Below are 26,319 nucleotides of genomic sequence, written 5' to 3'. Positions count from 1 at the left end.
CCAATTTAGATTATAATAGAGATTATATTTGGAGGTACGCTAATGGAAGAACCAATGTACATCAAGATTCATAATCAAATTAAGCGTGAAATTGAAAATCATGTCTATAAAGTTGGCAGTAGAATTCCAGCAGAGAGACAGTTAGCTCTGAAATTTGGTGTTTCCCGTATGACTCTTCGCCAAGCAATTAAAACTCTTGAAGACGAAGGAATATTGGAACAGCGCCTTGGCAGCGGGACTTATGTTGCTAACCAAAAGGTACAAGAAAAAATGTCGGGTATCATGTCTTTTACCGAAATTACCCATGCTAATGGTCAGACACCGTCTAGTAAGTTGATTTCATATCGTTTTGGGCAACCCTCACTATCGGAAACTGAGCGGTTAAACTTGGACAACAATCAAGAAGTTTTACGGATGGAACGAATTAGATATGCCGATAATATTCCGATTTGCTATGAAGTTGTAACTATCCCGCATAAATTAGTTGCTAAAATGTCTAAAGCTGATATTTCGGCGCATTTATATCACACGCTTGAGCAAAACGGCTATCAAATTGGCCGAGTTACTGAACACATTTCAGCGGCGGTAGCCAATGAAAATTCAGCTCGTTTGCTTGATGCCAAAAAAGGCGAAGCATTAATTACGCGGTTGCAGGTAACTGAGCTGTCTACAGGTGAACCATTTGAATACACTAGGGCAAGCTATGTAGCTGATCGCTTTGAGTTCACATTTTCTAAGTAAAATAAAACTCCGAATTAACTTAATTAGTCAATTTGGAGTTTTTTATTTCAAATCTTTTTTAATTTTAGTAGTCGAAATTCCCGGAGTACGTGGCAAGTAAACTACATCACAATATGGCTCTAAAAAGTCAAACTTACCATTCCAGTCGTTTCCCATAACAAAAGTATTAATATTATATTTTTGAATGTCGGTAATTTTTTGATCCCAATCTTGTTCGGGAATAACTTCATCGACGTAACGAATGGCTTCTAAAATAAACTTGCGTTCAGCGTAGTTATTGTATGACTCCTTGTGCTTTTGAAATTCATTAAACTCATCGGTGGATAGACCAACAATGAGGTAGTCACCAAGTTCGCGAGCGCGTTTAAGTAAGCGAACGTGACCATAGTGCAATAAGTCGAATGTCCCGTATGTGATAACTTTTTTCATTTTGTTGTACTCCTATTGTATAGACGATTCAATATTATCATATTTATAGAAAAGGTAAAACTTATCCTGTAATGTAGGATAGTCTGTTAAAATAAAGTAAATTAATCACGAGAGGAGATTATCATGGATAAAGTAAATGTTTTAGGCGTTGATTTTGACAATAAAAACTTTAATCAATTTCAAAACGAGTTTATTGGTCGTATTAATAATCATCAGTCTACTTTTGTTGTTACAGCTAATCCCGAAATCGTGATGTCAGCTAACGAAAATCCTGAATTCATGAAAATCCTAAACTATGACGCTGACTATGTTACTCCCGATGGGATAGGTATTATTAAAGCTGCTAACATATTAGGTACTCCACTAAAAGAGCGTGTTACTGGCTATGATTTGTTCTCATGGTTGATGAAACTTGCTCAAGAACGCGGACTAAGGGTTTATTTAATCGGGGCAAAACCAAACGTGATTCACGCTATGCAGGCCAAAATTGCCCGAGAATATGCTGATATTCAACTAGTCGGTGCTGAAGATGGGTATTTCAGTGAAGACTTGGAAGTAATCGCCTACCAAATTGAACGATCTGAACCTGACTTAGTTTTTGCTGCCTTAGGTTCACCGCGCCAAGAGCAACTTTTGTCGATTTTGCGAAAGAATCTTCTACCGGCACTAATGATGGGTGTTGGTGGTAGTTTTGATGTTTTTTCTGGTAATGCTAAAAGAGCACCCCAAGTTTGGCAAAAAGCTCACCTCGAATGGTTCTATCGTCTTTTAAAAGATCCATCACGTTATAAACGAATGGAAGTTTTGCCTAAATTTGTGCTTGATGTATACCAATCTAAAAAGGAAAAGAAATAAGCATGAAAGTTTTGCATGTCAACGCTGGTCTAGAATCTGGCGGTGGCTTGACACACATTATCAACCTGCTAACGGAAGCAAAGAATGAAGGTAAGGACTTTACGCTACTTTGCTTAGCTGAAGGTCCAGTGGCACAGGCAGCGCGAGCAGCTAAGCTGCAATGCGTTGTTTTAGGAATAAATGGCCGATATGATTTAACGGGCCTTAAGCGTCTGCGCAGCTTTATCAATAAAGGTAATTTTGACATTGTGCATACGCATGGTCCACGAGCTAACCTATTTATGTCAATGATTAGGAAGAGAATTACCGCTAAATGGTGTGTTACGGTTCACTCTGATCCGTATCTTGATTTTGGCGACCGTGGACTACTGGGCAAAACCTTTACGTCGCTTAATCTGCGGGCAATAAGAAAGGCAGATTGCGTTTTTGCAGTAACGCGGAAATTTGCTAATCTGCTGGTTGATAAGGCACATATACAAAGAAATAAAGTTCACGTAATCTATAATGGCACTTTTTTCCATAAAAATAATGAAATTCCAGCTAAGTCGGAACATTTGCATTTTAATATTGTAAACGTCGCTCGTGCAGAAAAAATCAAGGGACAAGAGTTGCTGTTGCGTGCTTTAAAAGAACTTAATAATGGTAATGTGCATTTGTATATTGCCGGTGAAGGTTCGCAGTTAGGCTATTTAAGAGAACTAGTACAAAAACTGGAATTAGGACCGCAGGTTAATTTTCAGGGTTTTATGACCCATAAACAGTTAATGCATCTATACAGAGGAATGGATTTAGCGGTTTTGACCTCTTATTCGGAGAGCTTTCCGCTGGTATTATTGGAAGCAAGTGATAATTTGCTGCCGATTTTATCAACCAATGTCGGTGACATTGAAATGATGATACCTGATTCAGAACATGGCTTAGTCGCGAAAATAGGTGATATTGAATCAATTGTGGCTGCTTTGAAGAAGGCAATCAGAATGACGCCAGTAGAACTTAAACAAATGGCTATTAAGGAAAAAGACTACGTTTCGCACAATTTTTCTTTAAGTAATCAATTGTCTAGCATTATGAGTATTTATAGTACTTTAGTTGAGACTAACTAAAGTCTTTAAGCTATTATAAGTAGTTATAATAAAAAACCGAAAATGAATAAGAGGATGCAATGTTTTATCAAGAACTAGATCAAGATGATTCTTTGACTTTACATACGGATTTGTATGAAATTAATATGATGTACACTTACTTTAAAAAGGGCATTGCGGAGCGCAATGCAGTTTTTGAGGTCTACTATCGCGAGGAGCCTTTTGGTAATGGCTATTCCGTTTTTGCCGGTCTAGAACATGTGATTTTGTACTTGCAAAACTTGAAGTTTAAAGCAAGTGACTTGGATTATTTAAGAAATGAAGTCGGTTATGATGAGGACTTTATTGATTATTTACGGAAATTAAAAATGAAACTGACCGTTCGCTCAATGAACGAAGGCGAAATCGTTTTTGCTAATGAGCCGATTTTGCAGGTTGAAGGACCACTAGCGCAGTGCCAGCTGGTTGAAACGGCCATTTTAAATATTATCAATTTTCAAACTCTGTTAGCAACAAAAGCCGCAAGAGTAAAATTGGCAGTTCAAGGTGACGGTGTAATGGAGTTTGGTTCGCGTCGGGCTCAAGAAACTGATGCAGCGCTTTGGGGTACCAGGGCAGCTTACATAGGCGGTTTTGATTCCACTAGCAATGTTCGGGCTGGTAAACTGTTTGGTATTCCTGTTTCTGGTACACATGCACACTCACTAGTTGAAGCGTTTGGTAGTGAGTATGAAGCATTTAAAGCTTATGCGGAAACGCATAAAGATTGCGTGTTCTTAGTTGACACTTATGATACAGTTCGAAGCGGTGTACCAAACGCAATTAAGGTAGCTGATGAAATGGGCAATCGAATTAACTTTCTCGGTGTCCGAATTGATTCCGGAGACATGGCTTATATTTCAAAGCAAGTACGCCACGAACTTGATAACGCTGGTTATACCAATGCTAAAATTTATGCGTCTAATGATCTAGATGAAACAACGATTACTAGTCTGAAAATGCAAGGTGCTAAAATTGACGTTTGGGGTATAGGAACCAAATATATTACTGCCTATGATCAACCTGCTCTTGGTGCAGTTTATAAGTTGGTCTCAATTGAAGGCGATAATCATCAAATGCGAGATACCTTAAAGATTTCCTCTAATGCAATTAAAGTATCTACTCCTGGGAAAAAGCAGGTATGGCGTATTTCAGCAAATACAGAAAAGAAAAATGAAGGTGACTGGGTTGCTCGCGAGGGCGTTGATCCACGCAAATTTGACTCGCTATACATGTTTCATCCGCAATATAACTATATTAATAAAGTGGTGCGAGATTATACTGCTGAGCCATTGCTCAAAGATATTTTCAAAAATGGTGAATTAGTATACGAAAAACCAAAATTGCTTGCAATTAAAGAGTTCTGTGCGGCTAACTTGGACGGATTGTGGGATGAGTACAAGCGTAGCTTGAATCCGCAAGAATATCCGGTTGATCTTTCTCAAGACTTATATGACAGTAAGATGAATTTAATTCGGGATATTCGCAGGCAAATTAACAAAGGAGAAAAAACCAGATGAGGCCCTTACAAAAACAGATAATTGCTTATGAGCATGTTTTACCGGAAATAGATCCGGCTAAAGAAATTAGACGCTCAGTAGACTTCTTAAAGGACTATTTAAAGGCCAACCCATTCTTAAAATCTTATGTTTTAGGAATTTCAGGTGGTCAGGATTCTACTTTGACGGGCAAGCTCTGTCAAATGGCAATTAGTGAACTTCGTCAAGAAACCGGCGATGGGTCATATCAGTTCATCGCTGTTCGTTTACCTTATGGTATTCAAGCAGATGCCCAAGATGCGGCCGATGCTGTTGCTTTTCAAAAGCCTGATCAAGATCTAATTGTTAACATTAAGCCGGCTGTTGAAGCAATGGTTGCCAGTTTAAATGAAGCCGGTACAGAAATCTCGGATTTTAACAAGGGTAACATCAAAGCTCGAGAACGAATGGTTGTCCAGTATGGAATTGCTGGAGCTAACCAGGGTGCAGTAGTTGGAACGGACCATGCTGCTGAGAACTTTAGTGGTTTTTACACTAAATATGGAGACGGTGCTGCAGATTTAACCCCACTTTTTCGATTAGATAAACGGCAAGGTAAGCAAATGCTTAAAGCTTTGCACTGTCCTGAGCACTTGTATTTAAAAACGCCAACTGCTGACTTAGAGGAAGATCAACCTGCTTTACCGGACGAAGTTGCATTGGGTGTAACTTATGACGAAGTTGATGATTATTTAGAGGGTCGCGAAGTTTCGAATGCAGCTGCTGAAAGAATTGAAGCGTTATGGCGCAAAAGTGAGCATAAACGGCGTATGCCGGTTACCGTATTTGATGATTTTTATCGTAAGTAATTAACTTTTAACAAAGGATAGGTTAACCAATGATTAGATTGGCAAAAGTAACTGATGCGAAGGCAATTTATCAGTTAAATCTAGAACAGTTGAACTATGATTATCCGGTGAAAGAGACTGCTGCTAACTTAGCAAGACTACTAGCTGATCAAGAGCACCATCTACTTTTGGTTTATGAGAATGAACAAACCAAGCAAGTTCAAGGTTATATTCATGTCAACTTGTACGAAGAAACTTATTTTAAACCGATGTATAACGTTATGGCGCTTGCAGTTGCAGGTTCTGCACAACAAAAAGGAATTGGTTCCAAATTAATGGCAGAAGTTGAACAAAGAGCCAAAAATTCGGGCATTGATGAAATCAGGTTGAACTCTGGTGAAGAGCGGATTGGAGCGCATCAGTTTTACGAAAAATTAGGTTATCATAGCAGTAAAAAACAGAAGAGATTTGGTAAAAAACTAAATTAGTTTTTATGCAATTATGATAACTCTAAGTAGCTATTAGCATTGACAAAGATACAGCAAGTAGTACAATTACTTTTGACTTAAGATATGTTTTTTAAGCTGACAGTATAAAGAGAGAGCCAATACCGCTGAGAAAGGCTTACTGTTTCTTAAAAAATGCTCCTTACGTTTTTTATAATTAAAATAATTAAGAGGTAACAAAGCACTGTTGCAATTGAGGTGGTACCGCGTTTATTGGCGTCCTTAAGTAATGCAATGGTGCTTTTAATTTTGGCAAAATAGGAGATATATTTAATGAAGAAGTTGACAAGTTCCGAATTTAGACAAATGTTTTTGGATTTCTTCGAGCAGCACGGTCATATGATTTTACCAAGCCAGTCGTTAATTCCACAAGATGACCCAACACTGCTGTGGATTAATTCCGGTGTGGCGACAATGAAAAAGTATTTTGATGGATCAGTTGTTCCTAAAAACCACCGAATTGCTAGTTCACAGAAATCAATTCGAACTAATGATATTGAAAACGTTGGTAAGACAGCTCGCCACCAAACTTTCTTTGAAATGCTTGGAAACTTCTCCGTTGGTGATTATTTCAAAAAAGAAGCTATTAGTTGGGCTTGGGAATTTTTAACCAGTCCCGATTGGCTTGCTCTTGACCAAGAAAAATTGTTCTGTACAGTTTATCCTAAAGATCCCGAAGCTTATAAAATTTGGCTTGAAGTGGGCATGCCCGAAGACCATATTGTGAAATTAGAAGATAATTTTTGGGATATTGGTGAAGGTCCCTGCGGTCCAGATTCGGAAATTTTTTATGATCGTGGTCAAGAAAACAATGATGTTGACGAAGATGATCCGGAGAATTTCCCCGGTGGTGAAAATGCGCGCTATCTTGAAATTTGGAATATCGTTTTTTCGCAATACAATCATTTAGCAAATGGTGAGTATGTTGATCAACCGCACAAGAATATCGATACTGGAATGGGTCTTGAGCGGGTACTATCAATCTTACAAGATGCTCCAACGAACTTTGAAACTGACTTGTTCTTGCCTATTATTCATGAAACTGAAAAAATGACCAAAGACAAGCAATATGGTGTCGATGCTGTTGACACAACTGCATTCAAGATTATTGCCGATCATGTTCGTACAGTTAGTTTTGCGATTGCTGATGGCGCGCTTCCTTCTAATACTGGTCGTGGGTATGTTCTGCGTCGCTTGATTCGTCGTGCTGACTTAAATGGACAGCGCTTAGGTATTAAAGGAGCGTTCCTTTATAAATTAGTTCCGGTGGTTGGTAAGATCATGGAAAGCCACTATCCCGAAGTTACTGATCAAAAGCGCTTTATTGCTAAAGTTATCAAAAATGAGGAAGAAAGGTTCCAATTAACTCTTGATTCCGGATTGACCTTACTTGACGACTTAATTGAGCAGGCCAAAAAGACAAAGCAAAAGACTATTTCAGGTAAAGATGCCTTTAAGTTATTTGATACTTATGGTTTCCCTTATGAATTAACTTTTGAAACTGCTCAAGATGCTGGTTTGGAAGTTGATAAGCCTGGCTTTGATGCCGAAATGAAAGCACAAAAAACACGTGCACGTGAGGCTCGTGGTAATTTACAATCAATGGGTGCTCAAGATGAAACCTTAATGAACTTAAAGGACAAATCTGAGTTTGAATACGGTGTCTACGAAGAAAATGATGCCAAACTAATTGATATTATCGTTGACGATAAATTGGTTGATCAAGCAGATGGTGAGCAAGCAACATTAATATTCGATAAGACTCCGTTTTATGCCGAACGTGGCGGTCAGGTGGCTGACCATGGTGATATTTACAATCAAGACGGCGATTTGGTGGCCAAAGTCACAGATGTTCAGCATGCTCCTAATGATCAAAACATGCATTTTGTTGACGTGATTTTGCCACTAGTAAAAGGTGAAAAATATACTTTAAAGATTGATCGTGTTCGTCGCGAAGGCTTGCGTCATTCGCACACTGCTACTCACTTGCTTCACGCGGCCTTAAGAAGCGTTTTGGGTGAGCATACTCACCAGGCAGGAAGCTTAGTTGAGCCTGATTTTTTGCGATTTGACTTTACTGCTATTGAACCAATGACAGCAAAAGAACTTAAATCAGTTGAAGATTTAGTTAATCAAAAAATTTGGGAAGCAATTGATGTTAAAACTACGATCACTGATCCCGAAAGTGGTAAAGATCTAGGTGCTTTAGCATTATTTGATGGCAAGTATGGCGATAAAGTCCGCGTTGTACAAGTGAGCGATTTTTCAATTGAATTTTGTGGTGGTACGCACTGTGCTAACACGAACCAGATTGGTATTTTCAAGATTACTTCGGAATCTGCAATCGGGGCAGGTCTTAGAAGAATTGAAGCAGTAATGTCAAAGAAAGCATACGAATATTTGGCAAGTCGCTCGGAATTGCTTGACGAGATTCAAACTGAAGTTAAATCTACTAAACCGGAAGATATTTTAGATAAGGTTGACAGCCTTGAAAAAGACTTACATGATAGTCAAAAACAAGTAGAAGAATTAAATTCAAGAATTAATCAAATTAAAGCTGGATCAATTTTTAATAACGTAAAACAAGCAGGCGATTTAACTGTTATTGCTCAAAAAGTTGATGTTAATGGTATGAACGACTTGCGTGAATTAGCTGATACTTGGAAGAGTGAAAATAAGTCAGATATTTTAGTATTAGCTACTGGAAAAGACGGTAAGGCTAATATGATTATTAGTTTAGGTAAAAGAGCGCTTGCTCAAGGCTTGAAGGCAGGTGACTTGATTAAGCTGGTTGCACCAATCTTTGGCGGCGGCGGCGGCGGTCGTCCTGATTTGGCTCAAGCTGGTGGTAAAAAACCTGAAGGACTTGAAGAAGCTATTCAGACCGTAATTTCAACGGTTTCAAAAAATTAATTGATTGAGTTTGTAATGTTTTTCAAGTAAAATTGTGCTAGGAGGAATGACTATGAGTTCGCTAGATAAGACAATGCACTTTGACTTTAATGAAAACAAAGGCAAGAACGTATATGATACTCTGCAAGATGTATACAATGCTCTTGAAGAAAAGGGCTATAATCCAGTAAATCAGATTGTCGGCTACTTATTGTCTGGTGATCCAGCATATATTCCACGGCATAATGATGCGCGTAACTTAATTTTGAAGCACGAACGTGATGAGATTATTGAGGAGCTTGTAAAGAGCTATCTTGGTAAAGATAAGTAATGCGACTTATTGGTTTGGATGTTGGGTCAAAGACGGTTGGAGTTGCAGTTAGCGATGAATTAGGTTTAACTGCTCAAAAGGTTGAGACAATTCCAATTGACGAAACGCGTTATAATTTTGGCATGCGTTCTTTAAAGAAAATTGTTCGCCAATATGATGCTGACGGCTTTGTTTTAGGCTTACCCAAAAATATGAATGGTTCTTCAGGAAACGCAGTTGCCCGTAGTAAGGCATATGGCAAGAGGCTAGAAGATAAGTTTAAGTTGCCCGTTTATTATTCAGATGAACGCTTAACCACAATTGAGTCGCAACGAGTTTTGGTTGAAGAGGCTGGAATTCATGATCGGCATAAGCGTAAAGAAGTAATCGATCAAATGGCTGCAGTTTTGATTTTACAAAATTATTTGGATCTAAACCGAAAGGATTAATATGACACAAGAAGTTCACGGCGATGACCGTCAAATTACCTTAGTTGACGAAAAAGGTAATGAAGAATTATATGAGATTTTATTCACTTTTCATTCTGATGACTATGACAAGTCTTACATTTTACTTTATCCAGCTTCAACTAGCGAGGATGAAGAAATTGAAGTTCTTGCTTTTAGTTATGATGCCGATGATGAAGGCGACGTAACCAGTAGCGATTTGCACGAAATTGAAGCAGAAGATGAATGGGATATGGTTCAAGGGGTTCTGAATACTTTTTTGGATGATGACCGCTTAAACGAAGAATAAAAAAGACTGGCTTAGCCAGCCTTTTTTAGTAATAGAAGTTTTTAAAAGAATGAATAATAAAATACTAGAAACCTTAGAATTTGCCAAAATTACTGAAAAATTGCAAGCAATGACCGTTACTGCTGCCGCCAAAAACCAAGCTGCCGACTTGAAACCAAGTAGTGATTTTGCGCAAGTGGAATTAATGTTAAAACAAACTTTGACCGGTGCCAATATTTTACGTATTAACGGTCAGTTTCCGTTGACAGACTTTACTGATGTTCGGTCAAGTACTAAACGTTTGCGAATTAAGGCGAATCTAAACGCTGAAGAGCTAGGTAATTTACTTTTGGTTTTAACATTGGCTAACGATGTTAACCAATTTATTGATGATGTTAAGGAAGAAGAGTTAGACTTATCAGCACTTGACTCAATTATCTCCGAACTTGATGTACCCGATTTTTTATTTAGAGAACTTGAAAAAGCACTTGATTTTGATGGAGAAGTTCTTGATAGTGCTTCAACCGCCTTGGCGCAATTACGACATGAATTAAAAAGCAACGATGCCGAAATTAAGAGTCGCATGGAAACCTTTACTAAAGGGAGTATGGGTAAATATTTGTCGGAACAAATTGTGACAATCAGGGATGAGCGCTATGTTATTCCGGTAAGACAAGAATATCGCAACAAGTTTGGTGGCGTTGTTCATGACCAAAGTGCTAGTGGGCAGACCCTGTTTATTGAACCTAATAGTGTACTTAATCTGAACAATCGGCAACAGAACATTTTGGCACAAGAAAGACGTGAGATTCAACGAATTTTACGCAACTTATCTGATATAGCCCGTGAAAATGTTGACTGCCTTGACGCAATTGCCAAGGCGCTAAGTGAGTTAGATTTTATTCAAGCTAAAGCAAAACTTGCCCGTAAAATGCAGGCAACTGAGCCAAAGCTGACACCAGATCATTCACTGTCTTTTATCCAAGCGCGACACCCATTAATTGATCCTAAAGCAGTTGTAGCCAATGATATAAAATTAGGCGAAGATTTTGACACAATCTTGATTACCGGGCCAAATACAGGTGGTAAGACTATCACTTTAAAAACCGTTGGAATTTTGCAGTTAATGGTTCAATCTGGATTGTTTATTCCTGTTGCTGAGGGCAGCAAAGCTACCGTTTTTAAGAATATTTGTGCTGATATTGGTGACGAACAGTCAATCGAACAGTCGCTCAGTACTTTTTCTTCCCATATTAATGCCATTATTGACATTATGAAAAGAGTTGACAATCAAACCTTGGTTTTAATTGATGAGATTGGTGCGGGTACTGATCCAGAAGAAGGAGCTAGTTTGGCTATCAGTATTTTGGACTTTTTACGAAAAAAGAATGCCAAGATTATTGTTACCACGCACTATCCGGAATTAAAATTGTATGGCTATAACAGAGCAAAGGTTACTAATGCTTCAATGGAATTTGACTTAAAAACATTATCGCCCACTTACCGACTTCAGATTGGTATTCCCGGGCATAGTAATGCCTTTGCGATTGCTCGCAGATTAGGAATGCGTGAAGATGTAGTTAAAAGTGCTGAAAGTCTAATGTCGCATGATAATGCTGACATCAATCAGATGATTGCGGAGCTAACTAAACAAACTAAGGCTGCTCATGACGCCCGTAGTCATTTGGAAAGTAGTTTAGATCGAAGCCAAAAGCTTGAAGTAAGACTACAAGAGGCATTAGACTGGTATAATCAGCGGGTTCAAAAGCAACTGGAATTTGCTCAAGAGCGTGCCAACGAGGTGGTTGCAAAAAGTCGCCAAAAAGCCGCCAAAATAATTGCTCAACTTGAAGACCAAAAAGGCAGCGTCAAGCAAAATGAAGTTATAGCTGCAAAAGGAGAATTGAATCAGCTAGAAAAACAAGCTCAAAATTTGACGCACAATCGGGTTTTGCAGCGTGAAAAAAAGCGTCACGATGTCCAAATTGGAGATCAAGTTAAAGTACTATCTTATGGTCAAGTTGGCACAATAACCAAACAACTTGCTGAACATCAATATGAAGTTCAATTAGGAATTATTAAGGTTAAAGTTAGTGATCGCGATGTTGAAAAAATTGGTAGTAACCCGCAAAAGGAAACTAAAAAGACTGTGCGCGCGATTAGCTCTAACAGAAGAAGTGCTGCCCGTAGTGAACTTGACCTGCGTGGTCAACGCTATGATGAGGCCATGACTAACTTGGATCGCTATATTGATTCAGTTCTTTTGGCTGGACTGGATGTCGTTACAATTATTCACGGAATCGGAACTGGCGCAATTAGAAAAGGTGTTTGGGATTACTTACGTTCAAGTAAGCATGTTACCAGTTTTAATTATGCTCCGGCTAATGAAGGTGGCAATGGAGCAACAATTGTTCATTTAAAATAGGGTTTCATACTTGGAAAAAGTAAGTTAAGTTGTTATAATGAAATTTATTATAGAAAAAACGGTATTTATATTTGGGAGGTAAATTCATGGTTGATGAGCTTACGGATCAGAACTTTGATGAAGAAACTAAAGATGGCGTTGTGCTGACTGACTTTTGGGCAACTTGGTGTGGACCATGCAAGATGCAATCACCGGTGATTGAAGAACTTGCTGAGGAGCGTCAAGACGTTAAGTTTACAAAAATGGATGTAGATCAAAACAAAGAAACTGCGAGTTCGCTTGGTGTTATGGCAATTCCGACACTAATCATTAAGAAAAATGGTGAAATTGTGGATCGTATTACAGGATATACACCTAAGCCAAAACTCAATCAAATTTTGGATCAATACGCTGATTAAAATAAAAAAACTTCCTTGAAATTCAGGAAGTTTTTTTGATAGTGTCATTTTATGATATTTAACTTTTGTTTGACTACTTAACGGTTTTTTCCTTGAGCAAATCGCGAATCTGCATCAAGTAGTCTTCGGCAGTTGGTTGAGCAGGTTTTTGCTCTTGCTTTGGCTTAGTAATCTTATTAACGGCTTTAACCAGTAGGAAAACAATAAAAGCAATAATTAAGAAGTTAATTACCGTGTTAATAAATTCCCCATATCTAAATGTTGCGCCACCAGCTTTAAAGACGAGATTGGACAAGTCAATGCGACCGACAAATAAGCCGATTAGGGGGTTAATTAAGTTAGTTACCAGTGAATTAACAATACTCGTGAAAGCACCACCAATAATTACACCTACCGCCAAGTCAATAACATTTCCGCGTTCAATAAACTGTTTGAATTCTTGTAGCATGTTTATTTCCTCCATTCTTACTTTAATCATATTGCAAAAATGGTAAGAAATTCAATAAAACTGCTTTTCGAGTTTAACTGAACTTAGCAGAAATTTGTACGGCTTTTCTTTTTTCATCGATTTTTATTTCGCATTCGGTTGCCCGTTGGCTTTCTTTTTCTACAGCTTCAGCCAAAATTCCAGCCTCTAGTGAAAATTCGTGACTGTTGCCATTAAGGCGATCAGTGACACTCTGCCCGGTTAATTCAAAAATGATTTCACTGCGGCGTTCTTTCACTTTAGTTAGAATTCCGAATTCAGTGGTTGCAAAAAAGCTATTGACGTCTTCAAATGATGCCAAATCGTATTTACGTGCAATTCGCTTGCCGCCCCAGTATAGAATTGCTTCATTGTCTTCTCCTAGAATGGTTGGCAACAAAAAATCACGATATAACTGGTTAACGAAATATACATGTTCACTTTGCTGGTTATTGTCTTGCATTAAAAATTTCATCCCTTTTATTTTCTTATATTTTACCGTAAAATTGTGAGAAGTAGAAAGTATTTGGAGGATTTGTATGATGGATAATCGGCCAATTGGCCTTTTAGATTCTGGAGTTGGCGGTTTAACAGTAGTAAAAAAAGTAATTCAAAAAATGCCTAATGAATCGACTGTTTTTATTGGCGACAACGCTCATATTCCTTATGGTGACAAATCTAGTCAAGAAATCATCGCATTAACGAGGCAAAGTGTTAAGTTCCTATTAAGTAAAAACGTTAAACTGATTATTATTGCATGTAACACGGCAACAGCAGTTGCCATGAGAACTATTCAAAAAGAAATTAATGTTCCAATAATTGGAGTCATTCAATCAGGTAGTGTTGCAGCTTTACAGGCAACCAAAAATAAAAAAATTGCCGTTGTAGGTACGCAAATGACTGTTGCTTTGCACGCTTACCAAAAAGAACTTGAATCGCGTGACTCTAAGGTTAAAGTGATTGAACTTGCGGCACCAAAATTGGTGCCGTTAATCGAGCAAAATGCCAATAGTTCAAGCTATTGGCCAATTTTAAAAACAATACTAGAACCACTTAAGGAAAATAAATTTGACACGCTTATTTTAGGCTGCACGCATTATCCAATTATTCGGGCTGAATTTAGCCGGTGCCTGCCACAGGCAGTAAAAATTGTTAATCCGGCTGATCAAGTTGCACAATATACGAAACAAGTATTAGAGAATGGTGGTCTGTGTAGTAATCGCCAAGACGCAGGGCAGCACGAGTATTACACCACGGGCGATGTAAAAAAAGTTAATGAACTAGGGCAAGCAATTTTAAATGATCCAACCTTTACGGCTGAACATGTTTTACAAGGAGCTAAGCGGTGAAAGAAATTTTATTTGCAACCACGAATCAGGGGAAAGTAAAAGAGTTAACTGAAGCATTTGGGCAAGCTGGAATTGCGGTAAAGCTGATAACTAGCGCGGATCTATCAAACCCGCCTATTGTTGAAGAATACGGTACTACGTTTGAGCAAAATGCTAAATTAAAAGCTCATGAACTGGCTGACTTCAGCGGGATGGTAACGATTGCTGATGACTCTGGATTAATAGTTGATGCTCTCAACGGTGCACCAGGAGTTCGATCAGCTCGCTTTGCTGGCGAAGAGCATAATGACCGTAAAAATAATGCTAAGCTGCTGGTAGAATTAGGCGGGGTGCCACTTAAAAAAAGAACCGCTAAATTTAATACTACAATAGTGGCTTCGATGCCAGGTAAATTTGATTGCGACTTAGTAGTTTCAGGTCAATGTACGGGACAAATTTTGATAGCTCCCCAAGGCGAAGATGGTTTTGGCTATGATCCTTTATTTTACGTACCTGAAAAGGGTAAAACATTTGCAGAAATGAATGTTGAAGAAAAAAATAGTGTATCGCATCGTGGTAGAGCAATTAAGCAATTGCTAAAAGAACTCCCTGACTGGCTAGCGCAATTTTAAAAAATAAAACTGTTTAGTTCATTATGATTGAACTAAACAGTTTTTGTTATTGGGCCAAAGTGATTTGATTTTCTTGCAGTTTTTTAAGATATCGAGTCAAATATTCATCCTGAACGGATTTTTCTCGTCCTGGTTTGACTTGGAAATGAATGACATATTTAATTGTTTGCGCAGTTTGAGAAGAAATTCCAATAATTTGTGGTCCTTGAACAAGCGTCTTTTTACCTAAGTCGGTTTCAGAATTTACTTGTTTAATTAATTCACGCACTTTATTAAAATCATTGTCAGCTTTTAATTGGAGTTCAATATCAAGTCCAATACCGCCATGGGCAAGATTTTGAACGATTGAAATATTTCGATTTGGAATATAGATAATTGAGCCATCGGTACCTTTAAGTCGAGTTGTTCGCAGTCCAAGCTGGACCACAACCCCAGTTTGGTTATTAATTTGCACAATGTCGCCCACATCAAACTGATCTTCACTTAAAATGAAAAATCCATTGACTAAATCGCTGACAAATCCTTGTGCGCCCATTCCTAAAGCAAGAGAAAATAGTCCAGCACTGGCAAGCAAGGTCCCGATAGGAATGCCCAGAATGGATAGCACGGCAAACAAATAAAAGAAAATAACTGTGTAAGAAAAAATACTGTTAATTAAGGCAGTAACTGTTCTAGAACGTTTATTTTGTGGTCGTTTGCTATGACTCAAATAATGATTAATTATTTTTTTACCAAAATGGACAATCAAATAAAAAGCCAAAGTTGATACAGCTAGTTGCCAAATTATGGTGATTAATTGTTCACCAATTTGGTCCCAATTTATTTTTAAAACTTTTTGGTCAATTTGAAACGTTTGTTTCATGGTTTTCCGCCTTTCGTATATGCATATTAACTATAGCAAAATATTACATATAGATTGAGATTGAAGAATTTTCATGCTAAACTTTTTGGTAGGTATAGAATTGGAGGTATAAGATGGATATATCATATGGTGCACTAGCAGGCTTAATTGCAGCGATTGCATTATTAATTTTAGTACTTTTTACAATTCCTGTGCTTATCCGGGTCGCAAAGGCGACTAAACGAGCAGACGAAACAATCAAAAATGCTAATGAATCAATTCAGCAAATTTCAAAAGATGTTGATGTATTGCTTAATCAAACCGAAGACTTGCTTGATAAAACCAATGTTTTGCTAGAAGACGTTAATGTAAAGATGAAAACCTTGGACCCAGTTGTAAAAGCAGCTGCGGACTTAGGCGAGAGTGTTTCAGACGTCAATGCATCTTCGCGTAGGATGGCAAAACGTGTTAGCGGTTTACATTTAAAACGTAATGGGTTTATGTCTTCTGCTTTATCAGCGATGTTTGCCCGCCGTAAGCGTCGTAACGGGGAAGACTAGAAAAAAGGAGTTATCACTATGAAGAAAATCACAAGTTTTATTTTTGGCACCATCGTGGGTGGTGCTGCTGGCTTTTTAGCTGGTTCACTGTTTGTTACTGATAATCAAATTGATGAGTTAAAGAAAAAAGTTAAAAATAACGAAACTGTTCAAGACTTGAAAAAGAAGTATGACAACGGTACTGAAATAGTTAAAAATCAATTAGCCTCATTCCCTAAGAGTGTCGATGATGACTCTGAGTTAAAGGACTTTGACGACATTGTTATCGATAATTCAAAAGATGATGATCCATTGCAGGCCGATAACGCTGAAAAATCAGTAGATGACTTACATAATGCTGAAGAACCAGAAGATTTGCCAAAAGATGATCCTTTCAAAAGACCATAATTAAATCTATGATTTAAAATTGCACTAGCAGAAATTACTTTCCGCTAGTGCATTTTTGTTTGGTTAAATTATTAGTCATTAAGCGGAATATATTTGAGTTCTTTACTGGTGTGAGTAAACGGCTCATAGCCGCTCTTAGTTACAACACCGCAATCTTCAATTCTAACCCCAGCAACACCAGGAATATAAATCCCGGGTTCAATTGAGAAACACATACCTTCTTCAATAATTAGGTCATTGCCTTGCACAATTGAAGGATATTCGTGCACCTCTTTACCAATACCGTGACCAAGCCGGTGAATAAAGTACTCGCCATAGCCTGCTTTAGTAATAATGTCGCGAGCAACACTATCAAGCTCTGATGCAGTCATACCCGGTCTTACTGCGTCAATTGCTGTTTGTTGAGCTTCACGGTCAATTTCATAGATTTCTTTTTCCTTAGCAGATGGTTCACCATATGCAACTGTCCGGCTAGCATCAGAAGCGTAACCATTATGCATCGTTCCAAGATCGAAAAGTACAAGTTCATTTGGCTTAACTTTATTCATCGTTGGTCCAAGGTGCGGGTTAGCTGCATTAGCTCCAGTTTGAACAACTGTTTCAAAGCTTTCATGCATTACGCCTTTTTGCACTTTCAATTGATAATCGATTTGTCCCGCAATATATCTTTCAGTTACACCAGTTTTAATTGCATCAAAGCCAATTTGAAAAGCAAAGTCTGCTTCTCTTCCAGCGCCTTGCAATTGTTCAATTTCGGCAGGAGTTTTATATAAACGAATTTTAGCGATGAAATTGGACAAGTCACCTTCAAAATCCGCACTTGGAAATTGCTCGTGGATTAACTGATAATGCGAGACGCTCAAATCATTTTTCTCTAGGGCCCATTTTTGATAGTCGGAAGTTCTGCTTTTGACTTTGTCAGCAATCAGCGACCAAGGATTTTCGGAATCAAGGTAACCAAAAACATCGCCATCCCATGCCGAGTCTTTTGCCTCTTCAACATTAAGAGCTGGAACAAAAACAAATGGATCTTTATCTTTGAAAGCCAAAAGTGCAAAGATACGTTCATGAGGTTCCATGTCATAACCGGTAAAGTAGGCGATAGTAGTTGGATTAGAAATATATGCTACATCGTTTTCTGAACTTTGCAGCCATTCTTGTAATTTTGTTAAATTCATTTACTGTTCCTTTCAGATTAAGTGTTTATTAGAAAAGTATATCATGTTATGGAGTTGAAAAAATGAAAGAATAGCTGTAAACGTTTGCACTTTTTAAAAAATCGTGATAGATTTTATACTAGTAAAAATTAGATAGGGGAATTAAGATGCGTAAACAAGATATTACAATTTATGATGTTGCTCGCGAGGCAAAAGTCTCGATGGCTACAGTTTCACGAGTTGTTAATGGTAACACTAACGTGCGCAAGGACACACGTGACCGTGTAATGAAAGTGATTAACCGGTTGCACTACCAGCCAAATGCAGTAGCGCAAGGGCTGGCCTCTAAAAGAACAACTACAGTCGGTTTGATTGTACCGGACTTGACCAACCTTTATTTTGCCGAGCTTTCAAAAGGAATTGATGATATTGCACTTTTGTATAAATATAATATCATCATTACCAGTATTGAAAACCGCTTAATGAGAGAAGATCAGGCAATCCAAGGTCTGCTTAATAAGCAAGTTGATGGAGTTATTTATATGTCGGATAATCTGCCAGAAGAGGCAGTTGAAGCTTTTAAGAGAACCGATACGCCGGTTGTTTTGGCTGGTACTAAAGATAACCATCAAGAATTTCCTTCCGTTGCCATTGATTACAAAAAAGCCGATACTGAAGCGCTAAATTTACTTTATAATGACGGTAAAAAGAACTTGGCTTTGGTTTTAGACAATCCGGAAACAGTAGTTAATGCGGAAAACAGAATTCCGGCTTACAAAAAGTTTATGAAGGATCACAAACTTGGCGAGGGACACATATACAGCAATATTAAAGACCATTCGGATGGCTATAACCTATATTCTCAACTGCAACAAGATGGCATTGATGGAGTAGTCGTAACCCGTGATATCACAGCTGTAGGTATTTTGAATTCTGTCGTTGATGCTGGTAAGAGTGTTCCAGAAGATCTTGAAATTATTACCGCTAGTGCAACGCAGATTGCTTCAGTTGTGCGGCCAGCTTTAACGGCGATTCGCCAACCACTTTATGATATTGGTGCGGTAGCAATGAGAATGCTGACCAAACTGATGAATAATGAGAAAATTGACAACATGCAAATTGAGCTGCCATATGAATTAGTAAAAAAGCAAAGTACTTCTAACGAATAAAAACTGCTAAAAAAGATTCGCATTATTAATTGATGCGAATCTTTTTTATGGTTGAATATTATGATTCATTATCTGTGCGGTTGTTTTAACTTGTTGAGTAAATGTAGCTATTTGAGGTGCTTGAAGAGGAATAAACTCGGCAAGTGCAATGTTGGTATATTGATTCATGCGTGGTAAATTTTGATAGTTTTTCCAACTTCCTTCGTCAAAAAAGCCATAAAAAAGAACATCTCGAGCTTTGACCCAGCCCAATGAAGTGTATAACCACATGCTTTTAGGACTACCATTAAAGTTGCGAATTTTATAAAGTGTATTTATAGGCAGTTTTTTCTCAGTTTTGGCCTGATTTTCTGGAAAGTTATAGATTTGTACACTTTTGCCGGGCTTAGCAATAATCTGTTTATCTTGGTATGGTGCAATATCGTGTGGTTTTAAGTCTAGATTAACAAATTCAGCAGAAATAAAAGTTTGATTACCAATTTGATAATAAAGGCGATTGTGAGCTCGTACCCCATACATAACATCTAGTTTCTGCTCAGGTTGGACATACTTTTTCTGCTTGATGCGTACGTATGGATTCATCATCGTTGCCGTCTTGGTTTTGCCAAAGTAAATACCGCTACGGTGAATATCATACTTTTTGGTACCTTCTTTAGCTAGCTTATATTTAAAACCAGTACTTGGGAAATTGGTCACAACGCCATCAATGTTTTTGTTAATTAACCAATGCCACAATTCTGGCGATTCGTCCATTTCCGTCCAGACAAAAACTTGTTTATTAAGTTGGTGAAGCCAATGAATTAGCCAAGCATGGTTTAAAATTAAATCAGACGAAACATTAACTGCATTAATTTGAGGTAAGTTACTAAAATTGATCCGCTTAAGACTGCCAACAATTAAAATTAAATATGCATCCGGCATTATTTCGCGAAAGTGAAACAAACTCGCGGCGGAAAACGAATGGATCATGACCCGCTTTTCCATATGATATTTTTTAATGATAGCTGCTACCTTATCTTCTAATTCGTATGATGGGTCAACTGAGTGATCAACTTTTGTCTCTAAAACAAACTTGGTATTAGGGCGCTTTTGGTAATATTCAAACAATTCAGCTAAACTAATCACATGCTCTCCATTATCATATGTCAATTGACCAAGTGCTTGCCAAGTATTTTGTGATACAATTGCATGTGTATGAGTAACTCGAAATAAATCATCATCATGTGAGACAATCGGCTCGCCATCTGAAGATAGATGAAGATCGAGTTCAACATAATCGGCACCTGAGTTAAAAGCTGAATTATCACTCTGTATGGTTTCTTCAGGGTATTTGGTGGGGTCACCGCGGTGTCCAACAACAGTAAAACCACTTGCTATTAAGAAAATTATGCTAAAAAAGAGAGCCGCAATTAAATGGCTTTTACGTTTCATGTGTACACCCCTATCGTCTATTACAATAGCATGGTTGCACATTTTTTGCTATATGTCACAGCTTTAAATTCATAGGAATAAATTAATGGACAAACAAAACGAAGAATTAGATTTAATTGAAGAAATTACTCGCAACGATGGTAGTAAGTACTTCGAAATTGCCAATATTGATCAAAATGGAATTGCCGAATTGGCCGTTGATCATGGCATGATTAAAAAAGTACGCATCCTTCAGTTGAATATTCCGCGTACCAAAGCACTAGTTACTTATGAAGATTATATCAACAAAACCTATCACCTTGAGACACTGACTAATGAAGACGACTGGAAAAATCCGGAATGGGTTGAATGGAAAAAACCAAAAGGTAAAATTTTAGAAGCTTATCAAATGATTTTGAAATCCAACCAAATTGGATAGAAAGTGGAAAAATGGAAAAAATTCGCATTTTACATACCAATGATTTACATTCCCATTTCGAACACTTTCCCAAGATTGGACGTTATTTGCGGGCAACTCAAAAAGATGAAACTGTTGACCAAGTTTTTACTTTTGATGCTGGCGATTTTATGGATCGTTCGCATCCTCTGACTGATGCGACATTTGGTCAAGCAAATATTAAATTAATGAACTCATTTCATTATGATGCAATTACAATTGGCAATAATGAAGGAATCTCTAATTCTCATGAGGTAGTTGAGCATTTATTTGATCATGCTAAGTTTCCGGTAATTTTAGCGAATTTGCGTGAAGAAGACGGTACGATGCCGCATTGGGCGGTGCAGGACAAAATTTTCACGACTAAAAAGGGCACCAGAATTGCCTTAATTGGATTAACGGCTGCTTATCCATTGTCTTATGAACCAAATCATTGGCACGTTAAGATGTTAAGGGAAACTATGGATGAAGTTTTACCAAAAATTGCGGGTAAGTATGACATTTTGATTCTGTTAACCCATGTTGGTCTTAATATGGATATTTTTTTAGCTAAAAACTATCCCCAAATCGACATAATAATTGGGGGACACACCCATGATTTACTAAAACATGGCAAGGAAGTTAATGGCGTATGGATTGCTCAAACTGGTAAGTGGGGTAATTATGTTGGCAATATATACTTAGAAATTGACCACAAGCATCGTATAAAAAAGATCGTGCCACAAGTTGAGCCAACTAAGTTAATGCCAGAGCATGAAGGAGACGTAGAAACAGTTTTAGGTTATGTTGAATGCGGAAAAGAAATTCTCAGTCAAGAGCGGGTAGCTTATTTACCTGAAAAATATGACGATGATCCGGAAGCTGCAATCAATATTTCAATGGATGCAATTGCGGATTTTGCTGGCACAGATTTAGCAATGTTAAGCACAGGCCTTTTCTTAGAGCCCTTTAAAAAAGGGATTTTGACAAAATACGATTTGCAAAAAGCCCTTCCGCATTCCATGCATGTAGTGCGTTCTTCCTTAAAGGGTTATGATTTGTGGCGTTTGATAATGGAAGTTGAAAAAAATCGTCACTATTTAGATCACTTTCATTTACAGGGAATGAGCTTTCGAGGCAGTGTTTTCGGGCAAATGCATTATCGCGGCATAAAATTTGATCCTGTTAATCGAGTAGTTTATGTAAGAGGAAAAGAACTTAATCCGAATAAAGAATATGAAATTGCTGTGCTGGACCACTATGTTCTGGTACCATTCTTTCCAACTCTTGCGATTGTTGGCGATAACGAATTTTTATTCCCGCAATTTTTACGTGAAGTAATTGGCAATTATTTGTCAAAATTGTATCCAATTAACAGGAAGTGAAACTAATGACGGAAAAAGGCAGTGAAACTGAGAGTAATAAAAATAATGATAAAGAAAATAAGTTTGAAAAAGAGCAGCCACTTCGCCATCCGTTAGCAGTAGTGGTTTTGGATGGCGATTGCCTGAAAATCAACAAGCAGCTGTATCAAATTATTGTAAACAAGCAAGAAGCTTTAGATCCAGAAATGTTGAGTCAAAAATATGATCCCTATCTTGATCAATATGATTTTTTGGTAGGTGATGTTTCGAGTGAGCATTTACGGTTAAAAGGCTTTTACAAAGATAATGCGCAAACTGCAATTGACCGCAAAGAGCAAACAATTGCTGATTACCTGATGGAATATTGCAATCCGGGCGGAGCGTACTTTATTTTGCAACTTTTAAAACCAGTTCACCACTATCGCAACAGTAACCGAAAAAAATGGAACAAGTCATTTAAACGGTCTAAGCTAAGTTATCAAGGCAAAGAAACTGGCGCTTCATTTAAGAAAACTCGCGTTCAATCTGCACAGTTTAAAAAATCCCCAACTGTTGCAGTAAAGAAAGAACAGACCAATAACCATACCTTTATAATCAAGAAAAGAAAGGGTGGTAATTAGGTGAAAAACTACCGTTTATTTTTAATTGATCTTGATGGCACTATTTATCTTGGAAAGAATACAATCGAATCTGGAGTTCGGTTTATTAATCGACTAAAAAAAGCCAAAAAAGATTATATTTTTTTGACTAATAATACTACCAGAACTCCGCAAATGGTTGTGGATAAGCTATTAAAGCATGGTGTTAAGACAGATGTCAGTCACGTATATACACCGTGTATGGCCACAACTAGCTATATTTTGGCACGCGAAAAAACCAAAAACACTAAAATTGGGGTTTACTTGATTGGTCAAATTGGTTTGTGGCACGAATTTCTAACCCATCCGGAGTTTGAACTGAATGACAAAAATCCTGATTATGTTGTAGTAGGAATGGATACTGATTTGACCTACCATAAAGTTCAAGTCGCCACAAATGCGATTAGAAACGGAGCAACCTTTATTGGAACTAATGCGGACATGAATCTACCAAGTGAGAATGGTTTGCTGCCTGGTAATGGTTCCCAATGTGCGATGATTGCTGCAGCAAGTGGGAGAGAACCATTTTTTATAGGTAAGCCATCTGCTGTCATTATCGAGATTTTGCTGGCAAAACTACACTATCGAAAAGATGAAACCTTAATTGTTGGCGATAATTATGAAACTGATATTAAAGCAGGTTTTAATAGTCAAGTTGATCAGTTAATGGTCACAACCGGAGTTACCCAGAAAAAAGAGATTATTGGTAAAAGACCGCCAACAATCTTAGTCGATAATTTGGATAGAGTTGAATTATGAGTAAAAAAAGTAATATTTTGACAGTGATATATCATTTTATTTTTGGAATTACTAGTAGCGTGGTGGGCGCTTTATTAGCTAGTTGGCCATTACTAGTAGTTTTTATGATAGTCCAAAAAAGTTATAAAACAGTCAATTTAACGGTTGGACAAGTCTTGCATAACTACAACCAGCTAATGTGGTATCTAATATGGCCGTTTGAACAGAAGTTAAAGATGAGTAATCTGCCAACTTCGCAAACTGCAGCTGAGCACTTTGCGGATGTTAAGAGATTGTTCGTTTTAGCAATTTTAGCATTTCTATGTTGCTTGCTAATCTTCTTCTGGAATAAAAGCCAAAAAAAGAAAATTCTCAAGCTTGATAAGGTTTGGGCCTTGCTTTTTCTACTGTTGCCAATAGCAATCTTGCCGTTTGCGCTGGCGAATTTTGATAGCTTTTTTATCACTTTTCATCATTTATTCTTTGCCGGCAGTAACACTTGGCTATTTGATCCGGCAACTGATCCAATTATCAATGTTTTAACTGAAGGCTTTTTCGCTTCATGTTTTGCTGTTGCTGGCATCATTTATGAACTTTATTTTGCTAATCAGTTATTACAGCGCTAAAAAAGGAGTTCCATTAACGGAGCTCCTTTTTTTGTGTTATTCGTTTTCTTAATGCGACAATTAAAATTGGTAAAACCGAAATTATAATAATGCCAAGGATCAACATTGAGAAGTGGTTTTTAACAAAGGGGATGTTTCCAAAAAAGGCCCCAATAATTGTAAATAGTCCGCTCCAGATAACTCCACCAAATATGTTATAAATCGCAAATTTGCCGTAGTGCATTTTACTACCACCTGAGATAAACGGAACGAAAGTCCTAATAAAAGGAATAAACCGGCCGATTACAATCGTGATAGGCCCATGTCGATCGAAAAATTTTTCTGCCGCTACGCGGTTTTTTTGATTAATCAGTCTATTAAACCAAGAATATTTTTCTCCGGCATTAACTGAACGTGCACCGATTTCGTAGTTGCAGGCATCTCCTAATATTGCGGCGAGTACGACAGCAAAGTAAACTAACCAGATGTTCAAGTGATACTTGGGATTAACGGCCATTGAACTAGCAGCAAAAATTAATGAATCTCCAGGTAAAAAGGGAAAAATCACTAATCCCGTTTCGATAAAAATAATGCCGAAAATAATTAAGTAGGTCCAGTTGCCAAACTGGTTGACTATTTCAATCAGGTGGTGATCAATGTGAAGAATAAAGTTGATTATTGACATAAAGTTCTCCTAAATACTGGTTGAATGAATTGTTAAGTTTTTTTCTGGGAAAAGTGATCGCATAATCGCAGTGATTGCAATTTGAGCTTCACCAAAGCCAAGACCGATTACTGGAACACGCCCATTGTAAATAGCAGCGTCGCCAACGGCATAAATTCCTGGGACATTAGTTTGCATTTCCCGCGAAACGTTAATTTGGCTATTAACTATATCAACGCCCCATTTGCGAACAAAGTTGTTATTTGCACGAAAACCGTAAGCAACTACAATTTGATCAAATTGCTTGCAGGTGATTGACTTTTTTCCCATTGGTTTTAGACCAACATTAAGTTGATTATTCCTTAACTCAATTGTTTTAGGAAGATACGGTGTCAGAATTTCAACATTTTTTAAACATTTTAGTTTTTGTATCGTTGACTCAAGACCGCGAAATTCATCACGTCGATGAATCACCTTGATTGTGGTATTCTTTTGCTCTGCAAGTTCAAGTGCCCAATCAAGTGCGGAATCACCGCCACCAAAAATACCAATTGTTTGATTTGAAAAAGTTTTTGGATCTTTTATGAAGTAGTGAACTCTTTTTTTAATTTCATCATTCATGGGTAGTGGAAATTTCTTGGGTGTAAAAGAACCGGTCCCGGTTGCTAAGACAATACTTTTGACCTGGTATTCACTATCTACAAGAAAGCCCTGATTATTCTTGATAATTTTTGATACCGAGTGATTTAATGCAAATGTAGTTTTGCCAGCAGTTGATTCTTTTAGACGTTTAACTAATTCAGCACCAGTAATCTGGTCAAAAACCGGAATATCAAAAATCTTCTTGAATGGATAAAGTAATTTAGGTTGCCCTCCAACTTCTTTTAACGAATCAAATGTAACTGTCTTTAGACCATGCAGATGTGCAAAGTTAGCACAAAAAAGTCCAACAGGACCTGCGCCAATAATAGCTACGTCAAAATTTTTAATTTTAAAAACTCCTTTCTAAACCTTGCTGTTAACAACTTTAGCACGAAAAAAAGACTAAGTCACACTAATAAAATCGGAAAAAAGACTTGCAAAAGGAAGAAATAGTTGCTAGTATAAATAACTGTCGTCGGGCGCAAACCAAGAGGTTTAAGCGTCAAAGACGACAAAAGAATTCAAGCCAAACCAGTTGACAAAG

At 37.6% G+C, this 26,319-nt stretch carries 30 protein-coding genes; 22 read left to right on the top strand and 8 right to left on the bottom strand.

Annotated features, from left to right (window positions below; genetic code table 11):
* Positions 1 to 42: 42 nt before the first annotated feature.
* Positions 43 to 741, top strand: coding sequence for a GntR family transcriptional regulator (locus AC2JF9_RS07710; protein ID WP_500726649.1), 699 nt, complete (start codon positions 43 to 45; stop codon positions 739 to 741).
* Positions 742 to 783: 42 nt separating this feature from the next.
* Here the strand turns inward: AC2JF9_RS07710 and tagD are convergent, their stop codons facing one another.
* Positions 784 to 1,170 (bottom strand): glycerol-3-phosphate cytidylyltransferase, encoded by a 387-nt coding sequence (tagD, locus tag AC2JF9_RS07705; RefSeq protein ID WP_500726647.1) that lies wholly within the window; start codon positions 1,168 to 1,170, stop codon positions 784 to 786.
* A 123-nt stretch (positions 1,171 to 1,293) separates the two neighbouring features.
* Here tagD and AC2JF9_RS07700 point away from each other — a divergent pair, with 123 nt between their 5' ends.
* The 11 genes from AC2JF9_RS07700 to trxA all read left to right on the top strand — a co-directional run bounded on the left by AC2JF9_RS07700 (position 1,294) and on the right by trxA (position 12,738).
* Positions 1,294 to 2,025 carry a WecB/TagA/CpsF family glycosyltransferase gene (locus AC2JF9_RS07700; protein WP_500726645.1) on the top strand — a complete coding sequence of 244 codons (732 nt, stop codon included), beginning with the start codon at positions 1,294 to 1,296 and terminating at the stop codon, positions 2,023 to 2,025.
* 2 nt (positions 2,026 to 2,027) lie between these two features.
* Positions 2,028 to 3,128, top strand: a complete 1,101-nt coding sequence (locus tag AC2JF9_RS07695; RefSeq protein ID WP_500726643.1) for a glycosyltransferase — start codon at positions 2,028 to 2,030, stop codon at positions 3,126 to 3,128.
* A gap of 59 nt (positions 3,129 to 3,187) precedes the next feature.
* On the top strand, positions 3,188 to 4,666 hold the full coding sequence (locus tag AC2JF9_RS07690) for a nicotinate phosphoribosyltransferase (RefSeq protein ID WP_500726641.1): 1,479 nt from the start codon (positions 3,188 to 3,190) through the stop codon (positions 4,664 to 4,666).
* Positions 4,663 to 5,493 carry an NAD(+) synthase gene (gene nadE, locus AC2JF9_RS07685; protein WP_500726640.1) on the top strand — a complete coding sequence of 277 codons (831 nt, stop codon included), beginning with the start codon at positions 4,663 to 4,665 and terminating at the stop codon, positions 5,491 to 5,493. Before AC2JF9_RS07690 ends, nadE begins: the two co-directional genes overlap by 4 nt.
* A gap of 29 nt (positions 5,494 to 5,522) precedes the next feature.
* The gene (locus AC2JF9_RS07680; protein ID WP_500726638.1) at positions 5,523 to 5,960 is read left to right on the top strand and encodes a GNAT family N-acetyltransferase; all 438 of its coding nucleotides are present in this window, start codon (positions 5,523 to 5,525) and stop codon (positions 5,958 to 5,960) included.
* A gap of 291 nt (positions 5,961 to 6,251) precedes the next feature.
* Positions 6,252 to 8,891, top strand: a complete 2,640-nt coding sequence (gene alaS, locus AC2JF9_RS07675) for an alanine--tRNA ligase (RefSeq protein WP_500726636.1) — start codon at positions 6,252 to 6,254, stop codon at positions 8,889 to 8,891.
* A gap of 52 nt (positions 8,892 to 8,943) precedes the next feature.
* The gene (locus tag AC2JF9_RS07670; RefSeq protein ID WP_500726635.1) at positions 8,944 to 9,201 is read left to right on the top strand and encodes an IreB family regulatory phosphoprotein; all 258 of its coding nucleotides are present in this window, start codon (positions 8,944 to 8,946) and stop codon (positions 9,199 to 9,201) included.
* Positions 9,201 to 9,629, top strand: a complete 429-nt coding sequence (gene ruvX, locus AC2JF9_RS07665) for a Holliday junction resolvase RuvX (protein ID WP_500726633.1) — start codon at positions 9,201 to 9,203, stop codon at positions 9,627 to 9,629. Before AC2JF9_RS07670 ends, ruvX begins: the two co-directional genes overlap by 1 nt.
* A 1-nt stretch (position 9,630) precedes the next feature.
* The gene (locus tag AC2JF9_RS07660) at positions 9,631 to 9,936 is read left to right on the top strand and encodes a DUF1292 domain-containing protein (RefSeq protein WP_500726631.1); all 306 of its coding nucleotides are present in this window, start codon (positions 9,631 to 9,633) and stop codon (positions 9,934 to 9,936) included.
* 49 nt (positions 9,937 to 9,985) lie between these two features.
* The gene (locus AC2JF9_RS07655) at positions 9,986 to 12,340 is read left to right on the top strand and encodes an endonuclease MutS2 (RefSeq protein WP_500726629.1); all 2,355 of its coding nucleotides are present in this window, start codon (positions 9,986 to 9,988) and stop codon (positions 12,338 to 12,340) included.
* Between the two features lie 86 nt (positions 12,341 to 12,426).
* Positions 12,427 to 12,738, top strand: coding sequence for a thioredoxin (gene trxA, locus AC2JF9_RS07650; protein WP_500726627.1), 312 nt, complete (start codon positions 12,427 to 12,429; stop codon positions 12,736 to 12,738).
* Positions 12,739 to 12,811: 73 nt separating this feature from the next.
* On the opposite strand, the gene mscL is transcribed toward trxA, so the two are convergent.
* Positions 12,812 to 13,186, bottom strand: a complete 375-nt coding sequence (gene mscL / locus AC2JF9_RS07645) for a large-conductance mechanosensitive channel protein MscL (RefSeq protein WP_500726626.1) — start codon at positions 13,184 to 13,186, stop codon at positions 12,812 to 12,814.
* 73 nt (positions 13,187 to 13,259) lie between these two features.
* Positions 13,260 to 13,679, bottom strand: a complete 420-nt coding sequence (locus AC2JF9_RS07640) for a YslB family protein (protein ID WP_500726624.1) — start codon at positions 13,677 to 13,679, stop codon at positions 13,260 to 13,262.
* A gap of 67 nt (positions 13,680 to 13,746) precedes the next feature.
* On the opposite strand from AC2JF9_RS07640, the gene murI reads away from it, so the two are divergent.
* Together murI and AC2JF9_RS07630 are read left to right on the top strand one after the other, a co-directional pair.
* The gene (gene murI / locus AC2JF9_RS07635) at positions 13,747 to 14,553 is read left to right on the top strand and encodes a glutamate racemase (protein ID WP_500726714.1); all 807 of its coding nucleotides are present in this window, start codon (positions 13,747 to 13,749) and stop codon (positions 14,551 to 14,553) included.
* Positions 14,550 to 15,164 carry an XTP/dITP diphosphatase gene (locus AC2JF9_RS07630; RefSeq protein WP_500726622.1) on the top strand — a complete coding sequence of 205 codons (615 nt, stop codon included), beginning with the start codon at positions 14,550 to 14,552 and terminating at the stop codon, positions 15,162 to 15,164. The genes murI and AC2JF9_RS07630 overlap by 4 nt, the downstream gene beginning before the upstream one ends.
* A 46-nt stretch (positions 15,165 to 15,210) precedes the next feature.
* Here the strand turns inward: AC2JF9_RS07630 and AC2JF9_RS07625 are convergent, their stop codons facing one another.
* Positions 15,211 to 16,026 carry a mechanosensitive ion channel family protein gene (locus tag AC2JF9_RS07625; protein ID WP_500726620.1) on the bottom strand — a complete coding sequence of 272 codons (816 nt, stop codon included), beginning with the start codon at positions 16,024 to 16,026 and terminating at the stop codon, positions 15,211 to 15,213.
* Positions 16,027 to 16,139: 113 nt separating this feature from the next.
* Between AC2JF9_RS07625 and AC2JF9_RS07620 the strand changes: the two genes are divergently transcribed.
* Positions 16,140 to 16,565, top strand: a complete 426-nt coding sequence (locus AC2JF9_RS07620; protein ID WP_500726619.1) for a DUF948 domain-containing protein — start codon at positions 16,140 to 16,142, stop codon at positions 16,563 to 16,565.
* An 18-nt stretch (positions 16,566 to 16,583) separates the two neighbouring features.
* Positions 16,584 to 16,952 carry a DUF1269 domain-containing family protein gene (locus tag AC2JF9_RS07615; protein ID WP_500726617.1) on the top strand — a complete coding sequence of 123 codons (369 nt, stop codon included), beginning with the start codon at positions 16,584 to 16,586 and terminating at the stop codon, positions 16,950 to 16,952.
* A 71-nt stretch (positions 16,953 to 17,023) separates the two neighbouring features.
* Here the strand turns inward: AC2JF9_RS07615 and AC2JF9_RS07610 are convergent, their stop codons facing one another.
* A complete protein-coding gene (locus AC2JF9_RS07610) occupies positions 17,024 to 18,130 on the bottom strand; it encodes an aminopeptidase P family protein (protein ID WP_500726615.1) in 1,107 nt (368 codons plus the stop codon).
* A gap of 146 nt (positions 18,131 to 18,276) precedes the next feature.
* Between AC2JF9_RS07610 and AC2JF9_RS07605 the strand changes: the two genes are divergently transcribed.
* A complete protein-coding gene (locus AC2JF9_RS07605) occupies positions 18,277 to 19,278 on the top strand; it encodes a substrate-binding domain-containing protein (protein WP_500726613.1) in 1,002 nt (333 codons plus the stop codon).
* Between the two features lie 45 nt (positions 19,279 to 19,323).
* Here AC2JF9_RS07605 and AC2JF9_RS07600 read toward each other — a convergent pair whose 3' ends face one another.
* Complete coding sequence (locus AC2JF9_RS07600; protein ID WP_500726611.1) at positions 19,324 to 20,709, bottom strand: glycerophosphodiester phosphodiesterase; 1,386 nt, start codon at positions 20,707 to 20,709, stop codon at positions 19,324 to 19,326.
* 85 nt (positions 20,710 to 20,794) lie between these two features.
* Between AC2JF9_RS07600 and AC2JF9_RS07595 the strand changes: the two genes are divergently transcribed.
* Genes AC2JF9_RS07595 through AC2JF9_RS07575 form a run of 5 tightly spaced genes read left to right on the top strand, consistent with a single transcriptional unit; the run spans position 20,795 to position 24,490 of the window.
* The gene (locus AC2JF9_RS07595; RefSeq protein ID WP_500726610.1) at positions 20,795 to 21,127 is read left to right on the top strand and encodes a hypothetical protein; all 333 of its coding nucleotides are present in this window, start codon (positions 20,795 to 20,797) and stop codon (positions 21,125 to 21,127) included.
* Between the two features lie 11 nt (positions 21,128 to 21,138).
* A complete protein-coding gene (locus tag AC2JF9_RS07590; protein WP_500726609.1) occupies positions 21,139 to 22,509 on the top strand; it encodes a bifunctional metallophosphatase/5'-nucleotidase in 1,371 nt (456 codons plus the stop codon).
* A 5-nt stretch (positions 22,510 to 22,514) separates the two neighbouring features.
* Positions 22,515 to 23,108, top strand: coding sequence for a YutD family protein (locus tag AC2JF9_RS07585; protein ID WP_500726607.1), 594 nt, complete (start codon positions 22,515 to 22,517; stop codon positions 23,106 to 23,108).
* Positions 23,109 to 23,885 (top strand): TIGR01457 family HAD-type hydrolase, encoded by a 777-nt coding sequence (locus AC2JF9_RS07580; RefSeq protein WP_500726605.1) that lies wholly within the window; start codon positions 23,109 to 23,111, stop codon positions 23,883 to 23,885.
* Positions 23,882 to 24,490, top strand: coding sequence for a TIGR01906 family membrane protein (locus AC2JF9_RS07575; protein WP_500726603.1), 609 nt, complete (start codon positions 23,882 to 23,884; stop codon positions 24,488 to 24,490). Before AC2JF9_RS07580 ends, AC2JF9_RS07575 begins: the two co-directional genes overlap by 4 nt.
* Positions 24,491 to 24,503: 13 nt before the next feature.
* On the opposite strand, the gene AC2JF9_RS07570 is transcribed toward AC2JF9_RS07575, so the two are convergent.
* Together AC2JF9_RS07570 and AC2JF9_RS07565 are read right to left on the bottom strand one after the other, a co-directional pair.
* The gene (locus AC2JF9_RS07570; protein WP_500726601.1) at positions 24,504 to 25,154 is read right to left on the bottom strand and encodes a VTT domain-containing protein; all 651 of its coding nucleotides are present in this window, start codon (positions 25,152 to 25,154) and stop codon (positions 24,504 to 24,506) included.
* Positions 25,155 to 25,163: 9 nt separating this feature from the next.
* Complete coding sequence (locus AC2JF9_RS07565; RefSeq protein WP_500726712.1) at positions 25,164 to 26,123, bottom strand: NAD(P)/FAD-dependent oxidoreductase; 960 nt, start codon at positions 26,121 to 26,123, stop codon at positions 25,164 to 25,166.
* Positions 26,124 to 26,319: the final 196 nt, after the last annotated feature.

Source organism: Lactobacillus sp. C449L (assembly GCF_059900815.1).
This window is presented reverse-complemented; position numbering and strand designations above follow the sequence as displayed.